The following is a 19,598-nucleotide window of genomic DNA, read 5'->3' on the forward strand; positions in this document are numbered from 1 at the left end:
CCTACTCTAAAAGCTCAGTTCGAATTTCTTGGGAATGAATCCGAGAAGCATCTCTTGGAATTTCGTGCTCCAGCAAATCAAGACAGGTCGCTTGATGGCCTTCTAGGACAACTTCTTCGTCTACCATATTGTAGTAGCGTAGAACAGTTGATTGCCCATCTTCTGCTCTTTTTAGGCTGGTGATACAAAGTCTGTCATCTGCCAAAGCTGGGTGTAGGTTGACAAGGCCGCTTGAGGCAATGCTACCGGCATGTTGGCTGATTTGTTTGGCAAGAAGACTGCTTGAAAAAGATTTTGCTCGGCTATAAGCAGCATATTTGTCCTTGCTAGCATGAAGTTCAATCGCAAAATCTACTTGGAACTCTCGTAAACATTGAGCATCTGGTGTTGGGAAATAACCCCAGTCTCCCAATTCTCCCGTAGCTCTCAAGACAGTTAAGGCCAATTCTGACTGATTTACTACCTCGTATTCATGTAATCCCTGACTGGACAAAGTAACAGCTCTGCTTTCTTCCGCTAGAGAAACAAAAGTTCTGTGACGTTGTGCAAAATTTGGATTTTCCCAGTATTTTGATGGCGTATTGAAACGAACAACTGTCTCAAAAGTTGAGTCGGCTTCGTGGCTATCAGCGGTCAATCCTGTCGCAATCATCGCCCGAAGACGATGGTCCTTCATCTGGTTGGTAAAGGTTGCTGTGACATGAAGTTGCGGTGAATGGTCATACAGAGTAAAGGTCACCTGAATTGGCAAGTCCATCAACTGTTCAGAACGACTACTCTTGCGTTTCATACATTCGACGAGCTCAATCTGCTCAGCTAGTAAGCTTTCAGCCGCACTAACAGGCACCGCAAGACGAAAATCTGATGTGAAGCGTTGCATTGCACCAATACGTTCTAATGAACGAAGATTTTCTGCGTGTGCTCTGACCACTTCTCCATCAGCTGTCTGTACGAAAATGTATTCATTTCCTATGTCGCCCACATCTTCAAATGAAAGGAAATTGTCTACAGTGCGTCCTGTCGCTTTTTCCGTCAATTGGAGCCCCTTGCCTTCTTGAAAGGAAATCGCAAGGAAGTCATTTTCAAAGGTAAAGGTTTGTTCTTGAGCAGTTTCTTCCACTTCAATGAGTTGGAAGGTCTTCCAAGACAAGGGCGGCATATCTTCCATTGGTACGGTCACGCGCAATTTCCGAGCGAATCCTGCTTGTCTAAACTTGTCTTTTGGCAAGGTATAGTCAAAAATGGCACCCAAATCTTCAATTTTCGCTGGAATCCGATTGCCCTGAGCATCAGCTACACCGAGATTTGGTAATGGCAATTGCTCCAGTTCTGCATGTGTTTGAGCTAACTTTCCAGCCAATAAGGCTTCTTTTTTCACGGTCAAATCCACCGAAACAGTCTTGGTTTGACGATGGGGTGTTGGATTAACCACCGTAAATGCCAAATCCGATAAGTCTTCCGTTTGCAGTTCTTTTGCCCATTGGTCAAATGTCCGGTGCAATAAGAAATCCCCGACCTGTTGCACACGTGCCAAGCGCACTTCCATTTCACGGTGAACGTCGTCAATACTACAGCCACAGATGCTATCGTGAGGAGCATTTTGCAACAATAATTTCCATGCATAAGTAAGCTCATCACTAGGATACTTTTGACCTGACATGATAGCAAACGGTTCAACTTCTTCCGCTAAAAGAGTGCTGGCTCGGTCAAATGCCTGCTTCAGATAGATGCGTGTAGAGGCTGTGTTGGCCAATGTGTACCAACCATCCGTTTCTTGACTAGTCAATTCACCCTTGACCACTGACAGACCTTGCTGGTTCGCCGCTTTTACAGCTTCTGTGTAGGTTTTGAAGTCACTGTGAACAAAGTCGATATCTGGATACAATTCACGCGCCACACGAATGGCTTGACTCAAATTCTTTTGAACTGGTTGATGGTCACAGCCGTTCATAAAGAGAAGGTGAGAGGTCGAAGCATACTTGCGGGCATCAGCCAATTTCTTGTCCCAGAAAACTTTTGCTGCGCTTGGCTCGACTGGAATTTCATTACCGTTACTGTACCAGTTGGCGAACAAAATTCCCAATACCTGACTGTCATCTGCACCTTGCCAAGTCATTTCAGAAAATGAAGATTGGAAAACGTCATCTGAGAGGACTTGGTTGTCAAATCCAATCGGCTTCACACCGCGTCCAAAGGCAACTGTGTCCAATTGAGACAACTTGGCCAGCTGAGGAATTTGCCCAACATTTCCGAAGGTATCCGGATAATAGCCTACCGGAACATGACCTTCTGCCCCCCACTTTTTACTCTCCAAGTGACCAATCAAAGCATTCCGCGCATGCGCTTCATCCGTAATCAAGTAATCATCTTGTAAGATATAAAATGGACCAACTTTCAATCTGCCTTCATGGATATAGTGCAAAAGCTTGTCACGATTTTGCGGTCTAATTTCCAAATAATCATCAAGAACAATAGTCTGCCCATCTAGATGAAAACTCTTAAATTCAGGATCTGTCTCAAATAATTCGAACAAATCTTCGAAAAGCTCTACCAAACGCATCCGATGCGCTTCCAAAGGCAGATACCATTCACGGTCCCAGTGGGAATGGGAAATAATATGAACTGTTTCTCTCGTCATCTTACACCTCCACTTTCATATCATAATAATCCAACACTAATTCACAAAACATCATATTGGCCCATGAGAACCATTCACGTGAGTAGAGACTTGGATCGTCTACATGGAAACTTTCGTGCATGACACCTGTTCCACCATCGCAGGCAACCAACAAGTCCAAGATACGTGCTTTTTCATCCTTGTCTCTCGTTGTCAGCCCCTGAATAGACAAAGCAATTGGCCAAATGTAACGATAAAATGTGTGACTAGAACCTAGACCAGCAGCGTGACTTCCTTCGTAGTAATAGGGATTTTCAGGACTCAAAATAGTTTTTCGAGTGGCTTGGTAAATCTCATTATCAATCGAGCAATAGCCCAAATACGGTGCCGCAAGCAGGCTTGGTACATTTGGATCATCCATAATCGAAGCATGTCCAAGTCCATCCACCTCAAATGCAAAAACGGTTTCCCCAGCTGCATTCTTGGTCAGACCATGCTCCATAATCCCCGCATCAATGCTACTACGAAGACTATCAATCCGCTCTAAAAGAGTCAGATCTAAACTGTTCGACATGGCTGGCAAGATTTCCATCGCGTATTCCAATACTACTACAGCAAACATATTGGACGGAACGAGATAAGGGTAGATGCAGGCATCATCACTCGGTCTAAAGGCAGACCACGTCATACCAGTATAGGCGCATTCTGGCCCCATCCCATCATTGACCAATGTATCTTCTTGACGGTCTGTATCACGGACAAAACGGTAACTTGACTTCGCTGCATGATCTTGCTCCGTTTCCCAGACAGTCACAATCAGCTCCAAGGCTTGGAAAAACTCCTGGTCGAATTGAGCTGATTCTCCTGTCACCTTCCACAGCAAATAGGCTAATTGCAGCGGATAACAAAGCGAGTCCACTTCATACTTGCGTTCCCAAACCCAGCCAGTCAAGTCTGTGTGGTCAGTTTCGTGATGACCATTCCAATTGTCTGTTTCATTGAAAGAATTGGCGTAAGGGTCTTTTAAAATCAACCGAATTTGACGTTTGACCAAACCCAAAATCGTTGCTCGAAGTTTTTCATCTTCCTTGGCTAAGAACAAGTAAGGTTTGAGCTGGGCAGTCGAATCCCGTAGCCACATGGCAGGAATATCACCGGTCAAGACAAAACTCGTTCCATCTTCTAAAATTTTAACAGTATTATCCAAAGTGTCCGTGTAGCAACGACTGAAGACTTTCCCCCAAGCAGGATGGTCACTGGTTTTTTCAATAATTTCTTGCAACCATTTGTCCACTTTTTCTTTTGTATATAACATAAATTCCTCCAAATCTAAGGTTTGACTCTATCTCAAGTATAGTTTAATAAACCAAGCCAAAATTCGTCATACACAAATTAAATACTTTCTTCTACAAAACTTTTCAGCTCATTTGTTCAGGCATTTTTCGCCGTAAAAACATGATAAAATAAGGAAAAATCTACAAAACCGAGGATATATTTATGAGTATTTTGGTAACAGATATTGATACCCGAGTTGGAACCTACAATAGCCATGCCTTTTCAAATGGCAATACCCTTCCCCTGACGGGTTATCCTTTTGGAATGAATTATTTTGCACTACAGACAAACCATGATAAGGGTTCTTGGTTTTTCAATCCTCATGAACCGGTTTACCAAGGCATTCGGTTGACCCACCAACCGAGTCCTTGGTTGGGAGATTTTTCTTGGCTGTTAATGACACCGATGACGAGTCGTCCTAAGTCAACAGACATTTTTTTCCGTCAATCGAGTTATCATCGCGATTGGGCTATCTTCTCACCGCACTGCTTGCAGATTGATTCCACGCGTTATCAGCTAAATACCGAATTGGTCCCAACCTTGTACGGTGCTTGTCTCCACATGGAGGCCGAAGATGCTATTCAACTAGCGCTTTATGCACCTGGACTGAGCAGTTACCTGCAGGTTGATGACTTTACGATTCAGGCCCGTTTGGAAAATGCTAGTGAGACGCAAGATCCACATTTCGCCATGTATGTCCGGTTCTGCTTTGACCAACCAATCCAATTTTTTGAGAATTTAGATGCGGAGAAAAAGGAAGAATTGACTGGTCAAGAACTGCATACCTTGCTTGGATTTTCCAGTCAGTCTGTTCATTGTCGACTGGCAACCTCCTTTATCAGCCCAGAACAGGCCAAATTCAACCTGAGCCAGATCCAAGACTTCGCGACAGAAGCATTTGCCACCCAAGCAAAATGGCAACAGTTGCTAGACCGGATTCAAGTTACAAAAAAAGGCACTGCTTCTACTGATATGTTTGGTCACTGCCTCTACCGCACCCTACTCTTCCCTCAAACCTTCTACGAACTAGATGAAAAAGGAAAAGCATGGCATTATGACACAACTAGTCAATCTGCTCGACCAGGAAAATTTTTTACCAATAATGGTTACTGGGATACTTTCCGTTCCAACTACCCGCTACTAAGTCTCTGCTACAGTGATTATTTGGAGCAATTTTTAGAAGGTATTTTAACTTTCTACCACGATACGGGCTATTTACCAAAATGGTTGTCGCCAGATGAGCGCGGTATCATGCCGGGAACTCTGGTAGATGGCGTCATTGCGGACGCTTGCCAAAAAGGTCTGCGACCTGACCTCATGCCACAATTATTGGAAGCCATGATAAAGACCAGAGAAACTCCTGATCCGACTCTTCGTTACGGCCGTCACGGAGCTGATGTTTTTGAGAAATATGGTTACCTGCCAAATGATTTACACGAAAGCGTCAGTCATACCTTGGACTATGCTTACAGTGACTACTGCATAGGCAAGGTAGCCAGTCATATTCAGCCAGAAATCACAGACACATACTTGGAAAAAAGTCTCGGTTACCGGCAATTATTTGATTCTAAAAAGGGCTATATCCGCTCAAAAAATCGACAAGGGCAATTCCGCGATGATTTTAATCCTTATACTTGGGGGAGAGATTACGCAGAATGCTCAGCTGTTCAAGCCAGTCTTGCCCCTCTCCACGATATAAAGGGATTGATAGACTTGATGGGTGGACAGGAAGCCTTTCTCGACTACCTCCTCAAGCTCTGCAAGGACGACCCTACTTTTTCTGTTGAGGGCTACGGATACGAAATCCATGAAATGAGTGAAATGGCTCAAGTTGAATTTGGGCAATTCGCCCTATCCAACCAGCCTAGTTTTCACATTCCTTATCTTTTCCAGTGGACTGACAAACCCGAATACACCGCCATCTTGCTCCATGCAGCACGAAATCAACTCTTCAAACCAAGCTTTGATGGCTATCCAGGCGATGAAGATAACGGCTCCATGTCTGCTTGGTATATCTGGTCCTGTCTCGGATTTTACCCTGTCTGTCCAGGAAATGGCGACTACCAGCTCGGTTTGCCACTCTTTGAGGAAGTAAAAATTTATGTGTCACAAACTAAAAACTGGCTCACACTTCATTGTGAGAATGCCTACGAACATTTCCAATTTCTTGCAAAAACGACGATAGATGGTAAGGCTGTTCACTCTATCCAGCACGACCAATTACTCAAAGCGCAGCGAATTGATTTTAGCCGCTCTATCTTTCCATAAGAAAAAATCTCTCAATGATTTGAGAGATTTTCTTATGCCTTAGCCGCTTCCAATTGCTCACGATACACTTTCGGTGACTCGTTGCAGAAACGCTTGAATATCTTATAAAAGTAGCCGACATTATTGTACCCAACTTGGAAACAGATTTCTTCAATACTCTTATCCGTTGTCATCAATAATTGTTGCGAAACCTTGATACGCTGACGATTGAGCAACTCTGAAAACGGAGCACCTGTTTCTTTTTTGATAATTTGCCCGAGGTAGACGGCATTTAAGAAAAGACGATCGCTCATCATTTTCAGCGTCAATTCCTGCTGGTAATCTTCGCTGACAATTTTCAAAACAGCTGTGACATGGGCGCTGTAACGATGCGCTTGACAGAGAGCATTGACCTCATCGCGTACGTAATCTAGCATCTGCTCAAGACTATGGTATGAATGAATAGCATCCACTACAATGTGGAAATTGTCCGTATCAAACTTATTTAGATGCTGGTAAACTTCTGACATGAGTTGAACGAAGATTTGCTGCGTGAGATACATGGGCATTTTTCGTGCTTTTAGCATGCCTGCAACTTCTGGCAACAAGCTGACAAAGTCCGAAAAGAGTCCCGTTGTTAATTTATCCGACAAAAGTTTATAGGGATCTTGCGCGTCACTATCTGCTCGAATTGGCGTATCCGCGTAATAAAAATATTGCTGCACTTCTTTGTAGATATCGTGAATCTGCTCAATTGAAAATTGGCATTCCTCCACATACAAAAAGTTTCCTTCTGGTTTTTCTTGCCATAGAGCAAGTACATTTTTTTTACCCAAGACCGTCGCTTCATGCTGGCAAATAGCCTCCACCTGCAGCGTATGTCCCGCCGTCAAATAGAAAGTCTTGTCTTGAAACTGGTCCATATCCACATGCTTTAGACTCTCTTCGTGGCCTGCCAAAAATTCACGCGCCCAAGACCAATTGCCCTGACGACGATTAGCCACCAACCGCGCCAAGATATCTGTTAAAGCCGCACAGTCAACTGGCTTCACCAGATAATCCACTACTCCAAGAGAAATTGCCTGACGAGCGTAGTTAAAATCTTGGTAGCCAGACAAGACAATACACTCCGTCTCGGGAGAGCGCTTTTTCAACTCTGCAATCATCTCTAAACCCGTCATGTCCGGCATGGAAATATCTGTAATCACAATATCCACCGGATGTTGGGCTAGGTAGTCTAAGGCTGACTCTGCATTTTCATCCGTATGGACGATTTCAAGTCCCAACTCCTCACAGGGAATCAATTTTTTCAACCCTTCTACAATCATATATTCGTCATCGACCAACATTACTTTTTGCAATTTCATACTCCCTCAATTCTAATCAAATAGGTCAGTCCACCAAAGGGACTATTTTTAATTTCCATCTGGTAGGCATCCTTAAAATACAAACGAAGTCGCTGATGAATATTCTGGATACCTACAGAATTAGTCTCTAGATATCGATCCGTTGCCACCATTTCTTGGTATTCCGCCAAGGTATCGGCTGGCATTCCCTTCCCATTATCCCGAATCAAGATACAAACCGCTGATTGTTCGCGGTAAACTTTAACGCTAATTGCATTGGATTTTTTCTTATAATCCATCCCATGGATGAAGAAATTCTCAATCAGTGGTTGTACAGCAAACTTAGGAATTTCCACATCACGGCAATCTGCTGCCACCTGATAAGCGTAGGCAATAGATTTTGGAAAGCGTAGCTGGCAAATATAAGAAAATTTTTCGCAGAACTCCAGCTCACGTTGGATGGTCGTCGTCTTTTCTTGCGAAATGCTGTTGCGCATCAAGCTACTAAACTCAAAAATCATATCCCCCAATTCATCCTGGTCATGCGTGACCGCATACATCCGGAAAAATTCCAGCGTATTGTAGAGAAAGTGAGGATTGATTTGCGATTGCAAGGCTCGTAAATTCGCCTCCTGCTGGGCCAACTCCAAGCTATAGATTTCTCGATTTGATTCCTCCAGATAGTCCAACATTTCATTGATATTAGTTGAAATCGTCAGCAATTCTCGCCGCTTATGTTCTAGATTAATCCGTAAATCACGGTCCCGTCCGGTGATATTTTGCATGGTCTCTACCAAGTCACTCACCTGATTGCCATAATTGGCAAATACCCGTTGCAAGATGAGTAAGAGTAAGATACCGACAATCAAGCTCAGGCAAGTAATGCCACCTACCAGCTTGACAATATCCATCCGAATATCCGAGCGCTTCACACCGATTTGTACTCTAGAACGCTTTCCTAGATTTTGCTCATACAGTCGAGTGTCCTCGGCGGTACGCAGGTGATAAAAGGGAGAATCATTTAAGCGAATGTTGACATAAACCGGGAGGTCAGTCCGATCAAGGACTAAATTTTCAAAATAAGAGGTATCAACCGTGATATAGACAATAGCAATGACTTCAAAATTTTGCTGGCTATGGACGGCAATAGAAAAGGAATTTGGGGGCTTGTGGTAGGCTGCTGCAGGAATTTGTCGGCCATTTTTCATCAGACTGGTTGAAACGAACACCGTTTTCCCACTTGTCAGCGCAATATCAATGCCCTTGATAAACTCATTTCTCCGGTAAATGTCTGCGATGTTTTGATGGAGGGATGGATTGGCCAACCAACTATCTGACTGGTCTAGATTCCATTTTGCGTACTCTCCAGGAGACAATTCAAAATATTTGTAAACTCCTTCTAAACGAATGTCGTTATGGAAAATATCATAAATCTCTTCCGATGCCATACTGTACATGCGATTGGCATCTGACTCCAACTGGGTCGCCAAATCTATCTGCATTTTTTCCAGGTCTCTGTAATAGGCTTGGCTATTGTTGATAGAGATGACACCTGCAAAAACTAACAAGATACAAATGGTAATAATCGAATATAGTCGTAAGAGCGAATCAATCAAGAATTTTCTCATAAGCCCCCCTCTTTGATGACACCTTTTTATCTTACACTAACTGAAATCGTTTTACAATTCCATATTATAGGACTATTATACCATTAAAATACAGGCACTCCGTAAAGCTCGACATAGTCCTATATTTTGTAGAATGCTTGGTATTATTTGTACAATTCTTTTTTTCAACCATGTGCTAAGATAAAACAGAGAGACGAATACTGAGGTGATAATATGATTCAATTTCCTAAAGATTTTCTCTGGGGTTCTTCGACTTCGGGGGTACAAACGGAAGGCCGAGTAGTTGGAGATGGAAAAGGCGACAACACTTGGGACCATTGGTTCCGAATCGAACCCGCAAAATTTCATCAGGAAATCGGTCCTGAAACGACTTCCACTTTCTACCAACACGTCGAAGAAGACTTGGATTTGCTCGTAGAAACTGGCCACACAGCCTTTCGTACATCTATCCAATGGAGCAGATTGATTCCTGATGGAGATGGAGCGATCAATCCAATTGCTCTTGAATTTTACGAGAGAGTCTTTCGTGGCGTCAAAGAGCGAGGTATCCAACTCTTTGTCAATCTCTATCATTTTGACCTCCCCATGGCACTGGAGGAAAAAGGCGGCTGGACCAAGCGAGAAACGGTCCTAGCCTACGAGCGTTATGCGCGTACTTGCTTTGAGCACTTTAACCACTGGGTAGACCGATGGATTACCTTTAATGAACCCATCGTCCCTGTCGAATGTGGCTATTTTTACCAATTTCATTATCCAGCTGTCATTGATGCCAAAGCTGGTGTGCAAGTCGCCTTTAACACCCAACTCGCTTCGGCCCTAGCCGTGAAAGCCTGCCACGATGTCAATCCTGATAAGAAAATTGGTATCGTCTTAAATTTGACTCCTGCCTACCCACGCAGTCAGCACCCCGCTGATGTCAAAGCAGCGCGGATTGCCGAATTATTCCAGGCCAAGTCCTTTTTGGACCCAGCTGTAAAAGGCACATATCCACCCGAGTTAGTAGAGATTATCCGACACCATGATTTGTTGCCTGAATTTCTTGAAGAAGACTTGGCTACCATCAAAAATCACACGGTAGACTACCTCGGCGTTAATTATTACCAACCACTTCGCGTGGCAGCACCAAAATATCTGCCCCATCCCGACTCCCCATTCTTCCCAGAATTCTACTATGACCACTATCAAATGCTAGGTCGCAAGATGAATCCTCACCGAGGTTGGGAAATCTATGAAAAAGGGGTCTACGATATCGCTAAAAATATTCAAGAACACTATGGAAATATCGAGTGGATTCTGACAGAAAATGGCATGGGCGTGGAAGGCGAAGAAAAATTCCTAGTAGACGATACCATTCAAGATGACTATCGGATTGATTTCATCAAAGGCCATTTGACTGAATTGCACCGCGCTATCCAAGAAGGAGCCAATTGCAAGGGCTACCTTGTCTGGACCTTCATAGACTGCTGGTCTTGGCTCAACAGCTATAAAAACCGCTACGGATTGGTTCAACTCGACCTAACCGACCAAAATCGCCACATCAAAAAATCTGGATATTGGTTCAAAGAATTAAGCCAAAACAACGGATTTTAACTAAAGCATATTAAGATTAGTAGTGAGAAAATCTCCGACAGGAGAAATTACTCGCTACTTTTTCTTTATGATAAAGTCGATGTCTCTTGTTAAGCGGTGGATATTTTATAGGAAATGTTATCAAGGTATGTGCGCCCCAAGACGTCGTGTATTGAAAACGGCATCACTATATCTACTGGCGCACCGGTCTTAGTCTTACAGTGCCGTCAAAAAACCTTTACTATAATAGAAGAGGTTCTTTACTATGTCCAAGAACTGCATAGACTTTCTGAACGAAGACAAACTTTCTTAGATGAGATGGTAACTCTAGCTCGGCCACTAACAGAATATGAAGTGCTAATCGCCATTCCTAGCATTGCGGAGACAACTGCTACAAGCATTATTGGGAACAAGAGGAGATTCGTCGCTTTCAGTCTGCCAACCTAACCAAATTTTGAAAAAATGACTGATTTTGACCTCTGAGCGAGGTGCTATAACATGTTATTTCCATGAAGCTCCTTGTGAGACTTAGCAAGTAGTAGAAAATACAAAAAATCGGATAGGCAACGCTTGGGGCACCTTATCCGATTTTACATCCCATTTGTAAAATAATCCAAATTTCCTAAAAGAGTTCATTCATAATATTCGCGCTTGCTTTATTTTATCAATATAATCACTAAGTTCTAAAACCAAATCATATCGCATAAATGGCGTGATAAGATAGATGCCATTAAAATGCTGGAGAGCCACATCAATTAGCCGCTTACTTTCTTCTAAGGCAAGTTCCTGACACTTTTCCTTATCATCTTTAACAGCCTCCAAGGAGTTCAAAAAATCTGACGATAATTCAATACCACGAACCTCATTATGTAAAAATACTGCGTTATTATAACTAGTTATCGGCATGATACCAATGAAAAATGGCTGCTCGTAACTAGAAGTTAACTTTGCTAATTCCTCAATTACCTCTTCCTTAAAAATAGGCTGAGTAATAAAATAATCTGCTCCCGAATCAATTTTCTTTTCAATCAATCGACCAGATCGAGCTAAATTTTTTATATTTGGATTGAATGCAGCTGCAACTGTAAAATTTGTAGCCTTTTTCAAATTCGCTCCACTATAACTCTGTCCTCTGTTGAGTCCTTTAATTAATTCAATAAGTTTAAAGCTGGTAACATCGTAAACACTGGTAGCCCCTGGAAAATCTCCTATCTTTGATGGATCACCGGTTATAGCTAAAACATGGTCAATCCCTAGAACATCCATACCTAGCAAACGTGATTGCAGCCCGATCATATTATGATCTCTACAAGTTAAATGAAGTAAAAATGGTGTAGAAATATTATTTTTCATTACTGCCGCTAGACTTAAGTTACAAATCCGAGTTCTAGCTAAGGAATTATCAGCAAAGGTAATTGCAGCAATATTACTAGCATCTAATGCTTGAATCCCCTCCTTAAATTTAGTTATATCAAGCGTTTTCGGAGGGTCCAATTCAGCAATAACCGTTATTTCCCGTTTCACCTTATCAACTAAACTCTCTCCTTTTGAGTTTCTTGGAAATAATTCCGCCTCTTCAACAAGCGGAGTCACCTGCTTTTTATCAATTGGTGTCATTCCTTTTAAGGCACGCTTAGCGGCTTTAATATGAGCAGGTGTAGTCCCACAGCATCCCCCAATCAGACGAACCCCTTCCTTAGCTAATAGCACTGCTGATTTCCCAAAATATTCCGCGTTAGAAGAAAACTGGTAAGTACTCTCTTCTGTTGTATCTAATGACAAAAGACTGGCATTGGGATAGACAGCTAAGTATGCTTGAGCAAAAAGAGGAATTTGCTTAAGAGCTTGAATCATATGATAGGGACCTAGATGACAATTAAGACCGACTAAATCTACTCCTTGCAGGACCAATTGACTAAAAACTTCGACAACCGATTGACCAGAAGCCGTTAGTCCTACTTCTTGCAGAGAAATATTTGCAATAATCGGAAGTTCTGTTAGAGGGCGCAATGCCTTTACAACCGCCTGTAATTCCTCTACATCATAGTAAGTTTCTAAAAGAATGCCATCAAGTAACCCTGTTCCTAAAAGGTATCCTGCTTGTTCTAGTGTCTCTGCAACAATTTCTTCCAGAGCCAAATCACACTGACGAATCCCTCTAGAAGCTCCTATAGTACCAAGAACAAACGTATGTTCTCCTGCTACTTCTCGTGCCAACTGAACCCCAGCTTCATTCACTTCTTTAACCTGATTTTCATACCCATAAACTTTCAACTTATGCCTTTTAGCTCCATAAGTATTCGTTTGAATAATATCAGCTCCAGCTTCTATATAGGCTTTATGAATGTTCTTAATATCCTTTGGATTTGTTAAATTATACACTTCATAGCAATTATCTAATCCGTTACTATAGAGTAGAGTCCCCATCGCACCATCTGCTATAAGAATTTCATTTTTTAATCGTTCTAAAAGGTTTGCCATTGCTTCTCCTTTCAAAGATTAATTTCCAAAACGCTTACGAACTTTTTTAGTAGCCTGAACCAAAATTTCAAGTGCTGCAATTGTCTCCGGTTTCCGACGTGTTTTCAGACCACAATCAGGATTTACCCAAAATTGCTCTATAGATAATTGTTTTAGAGGTCGTTCGATATTGGCAACTACCTCATCTAATGTGGGTACACGTGGTGAATGAATATCGTAGACACCTAAGCCTATACCAAGAGGATAAGTTGCAGTTTCAAATGCTTCAATAATATCCCCTTGACTGCGACTAGTCTCTATAGAAATGACATCTGCATCCAAATCACGAATGGAATCGATAATTTCAGCAAAGTTTGAATAACACATGTGGGTATGAATTTGAGTGCTATCCTTAACAGATGATGTTGCCAAACGGAAGGCTACAACAGAATCGTCTAGGTAAGCTTTTTGATTAGCCTTACGAAGTGGAAGTCCTTCACGAAGCGCAGCCTCATCCACCTGAATAATAGGAATACCAGCATCCTCTAGCAGTTTGATTTCATCCTTAATAGCAAGTGCAATTTGGTTAAATAAATCTTGACGAGGAATATCAGTCCGCTCAAAAGACCAGTTAGTAATTGTGATAGGACCGGTTAACATTCCTTTGACAGGACGATCGGTTAGACTCTGAGCATAAACAGTTTCATTGACTGTTAATGGCTGAATATGTTGCACATCCCCGTAAATAATTGGAGGTTTGACTGCACGAGACCCGTAGGATTGTACCCATCCACTAGCTGTTGTCGCAAAACCGGCTAGTTTTTGTCCAAAAAACTCTACCATATCCACACGTTCAAATTCACCATGGACTAAGACATCAATGTCTAAGTCTTCTTGAATCTTAATCCAGCGAGCAATTTCAGACTTGATAAAGTCTTCATATTCTTGATCAGAAATCTGCTGACGCTTCCATGCTAGACGAGTACGTCTGACTTCAGCTGATTGAGGAAAGGAACCAATTGTAGTAGTTGGTAAAATCGGCAAGTTCAGTTTTTCTTGTTGGAGGGCATACCGGTCTTGAAACGGAAGCTGACGTTCCTTAGCAACACTGTTAAGGTCTTCTAGAACCACATGCCGAAAATCTGCTGCTTGTAAAGCTTCAAAAGCTGCCACTTTTTGAGAAAAGCTTGGGCTAGGTTCTACTAACCCACTTTGGTCAGCTAAAATACGTAATTCTTGTAACTTTTCATCTGCAAAGGCTAAACCCTCTCTCAAAACAGGTTCTAATCCAGTTTCATTTTGCGTTGTAACTGGTACATGAAGGAGAGAACATGATGGTTGAATAACCACTTCTTTGACGTGTTCTTGAATCTTAGCGAGCAATTGTTGTGAATCCCGCAAATCCGTTCCCCAGACATTACGTCCATTAACTATCCCCGCAAAGACAACCTTATCTGCAAAATATCCAGCTTCTAGCGCAGCCACATTGTCCTCTAAACCATGAACAAAATCAAGACCAAAAGCTGCAACTGGTAAATTTGATAAGACTTTAGCATCTACTAAACCTTCAAAGTAGGTTTGAAAAATCAGTTTAGCTCCAGGTACCTCCTTCGCAAAGTACGCATAAACTTTCTTTGCTGCTTCTAGATAGTCATGACCTTCGTCTGTTACAAAAATCGGTTCATCAACCTGAATATAGCTTGCTCCGGCATCAACCAATTCCTGAATAATCTGCTTATAAAGTGGTAGGAGACTCTTAATCGCTGCTGTATGATCCCTTACTCCCGATGATAAAGCGACATATGTAATAGGACCAGTAATAACTGGCTTAGCCTTGTCTCCTATCAAGTCACGTGCTTCTAAGTAAAGCTCTAAAAGACGATTATGCGACAATCTAGGTTTTTCTTTCGTCCATTCCGGTAAAAGATAGTGATAATTGGTATTAAACCATTTTTTCATGGCCGAAGCGACATGATCTTTATTTCCTCGTGCGAGGGCAAAATAAAGATCTAAATCATAGTCCTCTTCTGCAAAACGCTCAGGGATAATATTAAATTGAAAAGATAAATCTAAGATATGATCATAAAGTGAAAAATCACCAACTGGAATTAAATCAACACCAAGCTCCTCTTGTTTGATTAAGAATGCTTTTCGTAAAGCTTTTGCTTGAACTAACAAATCTTCTTGGCTAATGTCACCATTCCAATAAGACTCAATCAATTTCTTCCACTCACGATTTTCACCCAGTCTTGGATATCCCAAATTTGAAACTATTACCATAGTTGCCTCCTATCTGGTTATACTTTTTAACTATAACCTTTTTGTTGAGAATAATTTTACAATAACTACATAGACTATTACAATAGTTTTTATTATATTATTCCTTTATCCCAATGTATAGTTTTTAGCTATATGTCAGATTTCCCCAATTGGTAATTTAAGTGCAACAGTAGTTCCCGTAGTGTGACCCCTTAGGAACAAACTCCATGAGTAAACCGTGAATGTTCACATTAGTCCCACATTCGTGAGATGAGTAGCTATCAATGCTGTTCAGTTCACTTCGTAAAGCAACAAAAATCATACAAGAATTAGGCAAGAAATTCAATCTGACGCTGTTACTCGATGTTCTGAAGTTGTCTCGCTCAACCTACTATTATCAGGTTAAGTGACTGACTATTTGATCACCTAAATAAATAAAAAGGACTAAAACCTGCACTTAGCAGACTTTAGTCCTTTTACATAGGGCATTTATCAATGAGGTGAAAAGGTTCACACAAATCACCAAGGTCCGCTCCTGCGTTTTTCCAGCTATGCTGGCGACCTCCCTAGCGTCGAATGTGGTAAAACCACTACTCAGCTCATCGCATACATTTAGTATAGCATAATCAATTTCTCTTGTAAATAATTTTGTGCAGCCTTCCTGCTACTCTTCAACATCATTTCACTTTGAGAGAGTTTATCATTAAATACTATCTTATTTCCATCACCAATAGCTTTCAAATACACAACTAACTGATTTTTTTAATCTCTGATTGGTCTAGCTGAGACAAGTATTTCTGATAAGTCTTAGATTCTTTTGGCACGCTTAGTGTCGGGTCAATTTCTAATAATGGTACAAGTACAAAAGCCCTTTGATCCATATACGGATGGGGTACTCTTAAACGTTCAAGATCCATACGATCTTCTCCATAGAGCAAGATATCAATATCAATGGTACGTGGCCCCCAGTGTTCATGCCTAACCCGGTCCAGTTCTTTTTCAATGCGCTGGCATTCATCCAATAACTCCAAAGCACCTAACTCTGTTTCTAAGCAGGCAGCCACATTTAAAAAATCGTCTTGCTCAGTCATGCCCCAAGCCGGCGTTTCATAAAAAGAGGATACACTTACCAATTTGGTTTGAAATAGGTTTCCTACTAATTTTGACAGACCTGTCACTCGACCGTTACTTGGTAAGTAAGCTACATGAGCTACACCATAAAAAGGTACTAAGTGATGTTCACACATGGAATGAAAAGGAATATCCTTAACCAGCACCACTTCTTTGTGTCCTTCTGAAAAGACTGCTGTGAATTCATCCTTAGGATCCTTATCAAGTCCTGAAAACATTTCAGCATACATTTTAGCAACACGCTTTGGCGTATCGAGTAAACCCTCACGGTCAGGATTTTCACCAACCGCCTCTAATAGTTGGTAAACGGCTTGCTCAATTCGTTCTTCTTGTGTCATTATTGTCTCCTATTATGCAGGTTATTACTTACACGATAGAGCAATAACCTATCACTATATACAAAATATCATTGATAATCCTATCAATACTTGCTATTTTCACACTTCGTTTTTAGAGCAACAAGTTGCAACGGTTCCTTGGGACAGCCTAGCGATTTCTGTAGCCAGACAATGTCGCGCCATTCTCCCAGCTTATAGCCAACATGCTTAAAATGCGCCACTTGTTCATAACCACGTTTCTGATGAAAAGCGATTGACGGCTCATTCGGAAACGAAATACAGGCTAGAAAATTAAGAACACCTTGCTCAGCTAATGCTTCCTCCAAGGCATTATACAAGGCACTACCAACTCCCTTGGCACGCGCTGCTTGGTCGACATAGATAGACAATTCAACCGTCCAAGCATAGGCAGCCCGCCCATAATAGGGATGGGCATAGGCATAGCCTAAAATCCGACCATTTTCCTCCGCTACCAAGTAAGGATGCTTTTCTTGTGTCTCTAAAATGCGTTTTTCAAACTCGGAGACAGTCGGAACTTCCGTTTCAAAGGTAATGGCAGTTTCTGTCACATAAGGACTGTAAATCTCCAACAACTGAGCGGCATCTGCCAGCTGCGCAGCACGAATCTCCATATTTCACTCTCACATATCCGGTTTAAAATAATGCTTGCGGCAAACAGGTATATAGGTCTCATTTCCACCGATTTGGATTTGCTCCCCTTCATAGACAGGTTTTCCATCCACTGTCCGTAAGACCATGGTCGCCTTTTTAGAGCAGTATTGGCAGATGGTTTTGATTTCTTCGATTTTATCTACCAAGAGCAAGAGGTGCTCAGAGCCTTCAAACAGTTGGTTGCGGAAGTCATTTTTCAAGCCAAAGGCCATAACGGGGACATCCAATTCATCTACCACACGCGCAAAGTCGTAGACATGTTGTTTGGTCAAAAATTGAGCCTCATCAATAAGAACGCAATAGGGTTTTGGATCTAACTGCTCAATATAGGCATAGACATCCATATCGTCTGTGATGGCAATAGCCTCTCGGCTCATACCGATCCGACTGGCTACCACACCATAACCCGCGCGGGTATCCAAGGCAGAGGTCATGATGACGACATTTTTTCCTTGCTCTTCATAATTGTGAGCTACTTTAAGGATTTCAATCGTTTTTCCCGAATTCATCGAGCCATATTTAAAATAAAACTGAGCCATTCTTTCATTCCTAATCTTATAATTGTTCTTTCCATTCTATCATAATTCAAGAAATTCTGCTTTTACTTTTTATCAGCATAGGCTGGATTTGCCTGACGAACCAAGTGTCCATAGGAAGCCTGTAATGCCTCAAAAGCTTCTTCTACCTCGTTTGGCAGGTCTACTGCTGCGATAAAATTTCGTCCATTGGGACCGTAGCCAGTTTCATCATTGCGCAGACGAGGAATCTCGCCCATCAAGAGCTCAATATACTTTTCGACAGACCACATGCCCCACAGGTCAGACGGACGAAGACTCAATTCACCGTCTATTTCTTGGAAATTCGCTACATAACTAGCATAATTGAGCACCAATTGGTCGTCTCTACAGTATTTTTCGAGACAAGCCGACATGCGGTACTGCATGGTCGCATCTTGCGACAGTATCATGGATTTCCAGTCCAATTCCTTTTCCGCCAAAAGCTCCAGGAGATAGGTAATGTTATTGCCACAATTGGTCGAGGACACTTCTAACTCATCCGCCTGATAGCCATACTTTTCTAGCAAGATTGCTTGGAAAATCTCCGCCTCACTTGCATCTAAAATGTCCATATCAGGATAATCCAGCAACACATTCTCACGCAAGGCTGCCGTCGTGTGCCCGACTCCTCCAACGATAATGTAGTGCTTAGCGATTTGCTGACTCATGGCTTCTGCCAATACGTCGACACCTGCTAGGATGCTGCCACCAAAGAGGACAAAAACATCAACTTGTGACAGCCCATAACTCTCCTGCAACTGAACAGTACTCAGCATAGGAAGGTCTCTTCTTCCTAAAAATGAAGCTAATTGATTCAAAGCTTGCACGTGATTCATTCTGCATCCTCCTCTTGGCTCATGAAAACTTGGTCTGCTTCGGGAACTCCCTCTTCATCTGCACGTAACTTTTCTGCGCGCGCCGACAAGCCGTATTTCTCTCGTAAGGCTAAAATCTCCTGCATCATCGGCGACGCATGGTGCAGGTCCAAGGCCTCTTGATCTGACCAGCTGTCCACCAGCAAAATCGTCTCTGGATCCTCCATGGATTGAAAATAGTGATAGGAAAGATTGCCGGGTCTGTATCTAATTTGATTAACGAGCCCTCTCTCTATCATTTCCGCAGCAAAATCCCGAGCTGCATTGTCTTTTCCCTTATAAAAAATATGAAAGATAATTGCCATATCATTCTCCATTTCTTTCAAAAAACGGACTGTGCTATAATAATACCATAAATTCAAAAGGAGAAAGCCATGCCATTTGTAAAAATTGACCTCTTTGAAGGCCGCACCGAAGAACAAAAAATCCAACTCGCACGCGAAGTCACCGAGGTCGTCTCTCGCGTAGCCAAAGCACCGAAAGAAAACATCCACGTTTTCATCAACGATATACCAGAAGGAACCTACTACCCAGCTGGTGAAATGAAGAAAAAATAAAAGCAAC

At 42.1% G+C, this 19,598-nt stretch carries 14 protein-coding genes and 1 pseudogene; 4 read left to right on the forward strand and 11 right to left on the reverse strand.

The annotated features are described in order from the left end of the window. Position 1: 1 nt before the first annotated feature. Positions 2 to 2,638, reverse strand: coding sequence for an alpha-mannosidase (locus ABID27_RS04890; RefSeq protein WP_354280645.1), 2,637 nt, complete (start codon positions 2,636 to 2,638; stop codon positions 2 to 4). 1 nt (position 2,639) lies between these two features. Then, positions 2,640 to 3,932, reverse strand: a complete 1,293-nt coding sequence (locus tag ABID27_RS04895) for a glycoside hydrolase family 125 protein (RefSeq protein ID WP_253364343.1) — start codon at positions 3,930 to 3,932, stop codon at positions 2,640 to 2,642. Between the two features lie 182 nt (positions 3,933 to 4,114). Here ABID27_RS04895 and ABID27_RS04900 point away from each other — a divergent pair, with 182 nt between their 5' ends. Next, entirely contained in the window at positions 4,115 to 6,220 is a 2,106-nt protein-coding gene (locus tag ABID27_RS04900; RefSeq protein WP_253364341.1) for a GH92 family glycosyl hydrolase, read from the forward strand. Between the two features lie 32 nt (positions 6,221 to 6,252). On the opposite strand, the gene ABID27_RS04905 is transcribed toward ABID27_RS04900, so the two are convergent. Both ABID27_RS04905 and ABID27_RS04910 read right to left on the reverse strand, forming a co-directional pair. Then, positions 6,253 to 7,566, reverse strand: coding sequence for a response regulator transcription factor (locus ABID27_RS04905; RefSeq protein ID WP_354280648.1), 1,314 nt, complete (start codon positions 7,564 to 7,566; stop codon positions 6,253 to 6,255). Continuing rightward, a complete protein-coding gene (locus ABID27_RS04910; protein ID WP_253364335.1) occupies positions 7,563 to 9,173 on the reverse strand; it encodes a sensor histidine kinase in 1,611 nt (536 codons plus the stop codon). The genes ABID27_RS04905 and ABID27_RS04910 overlap by 4 nt, the downstream gene beginning before the upstream one ends. Before the next feature lie 213 nt (positions 9,174 to 9,386). Between ABID27_RS04910 and ABID27_RS04915 the strand changes: the two genes are divergently transcribed. Both ABID27_RS04915 and ABID27_RS04920 read left to right on the forward strand, forming a co-directional pair. After that, a complete protein-coding gene (locus ABID27_RS04915; RefSeq protein ID WP_354280650.1) occupies positions 9,387 to 10,763 on the forward strand; it encodes a glycoside hydrolase family 1 protein in 1,377 nt (458 codons plus the stop codon). A gap of 219 nt (positions 10,764 to 10,982) precedes the next feature. Continuing rightward, positions 10,983 to 11,185: pseudogene (locus ABID27_RS04920) on the forward strand (IS110 family transposase); the annotation flags it as partial. Between the two features lie 193 nt (positions 11,186 to 11,378). On the opposite strand, the gene ABID27_RS04925 reads toward ABID27_RS04920, so the two are convergent. From ABID27_RS04925 to ABID27_RS04955, 7 genes are all read right to left on the reverse strand, one after another. Next, on the reverse strand, positions 11,379 to 13,223 hold the full coding sequence (locus ABID27_RS04925; protein WP_354280652.1) for a bifunctional homocysteine S-methyltransferase/methylenetetrahydrofolate reductase: 1,845 nt from the start codon (positions 13,221 to 13,223) through the stop codon (positions 11,379 to 11,381). A gap of 18 nt (positions 13,224 to 13,241) precedes the next feature. Continuing rightward, positions 13,242 to 15,482, reverse strand: a complete 2,241-nt coding sequence (metE, locus tag ABID27_RS04930; RefSeq protein ID WP_354280654.1) for a 5-methyltetrahydropteroyltriglutamate--homocysteine S-methyltransferase — start codon at positions 15,480 to 15,482, stop codon at positions 13,242 to 13,244. Positions 15,483 to 16,210: 728 nt separating this feature from the next. Further along, the gene (gene folK, locus ABID27_RS04935; protein ID WP_354280656.1) at positions 16,211 to 16,930 is read right to left on the reverse strand and encodes a 2-amino-4-hydroxy-6-hydroxymethyldihydropteridine diphosphokinase; all 720 of its coding nucleotides are present in this window, start codon (positions 16,928 to 16,930) and stop codon (positions 16,211 to 16,213) included. Between the two features lie 83 nt (positions 16,931 to 17,013). Next, positions 17,014 to 17,562, reverse strand: a complete 549-nt coding sequence (locus ABID27_RS04940) for a GNAT family N-acetyltransferase (RefSeq protein ID WP_253364327.1) — start codon at positions 17,560 to 17,562, stop codon at positions 17,014 to 17,016. A gap of 9 nt (positions 17,563 to 17,571) precedes the next feature. Continuing rightward, positions 17,572 to 18,141 (reverse strand): thymidine kinase, encoded by a 570-nt coding sequence (locus ABID27_RS04945; RefSeq protein WP_253364325.1) that lies wholly within the window; start codon positions 18,139 to 18,141, stop codon positions 17,572 to 17,574. A gap of 62 nt (positions 18,142 to 18,203) precedes the next feature. Further along, entirely contained in the window at positions 18,204 to 18,995 is a 792-nt protein-coding gene (locus ABID27_RS04950; RefSeq protein WP_253364323.1) for a YdcF family protein, read from the reverse strand. Continuing rightward, entirely contained in the window at positions 18,992 to 19,339 is a 348-nt protein-coding gene (locus ABID27_RS04955) for a putative quinol monooxygenase (RefSeq protein WP_354280659.1), read from the reverse strand. Before ABID27_RS04955 ends, ABID27_RS04950 begins: the two co-directional genes overlap by 4 nt. Before the next feature lie 69 nt (positions 19,340 to 19,408). Here ABID27_RS04955 and ABID27_RS04960 point away from each other — a divergent pair, with 69 nt between their 5' ends. After that, positions 19,409 to 19,591 (forward strand): 4-oxalocrotonate tautomerase, encoded by a 183-nt coding sequence (locus tag ABID27_RS04960; RefSeq protein WP_253364319.1) that lies wholly within the window; start codon positions 19,409 to 19,411, stop codon positions 19,589 to 19,591. Positions 19,592 to 19,598: the final 7 nt, after the last annotated feature.

This window comes from Streptococcus gallinaceus, from assembly GCF_040545695.1.
GTDB classification, from domain to species: Bacteria; Bacillota; Bacilli; order Lactobacillales; family Streptococcaceae; genus Streptococcus; species Streptococcus gallinaceus.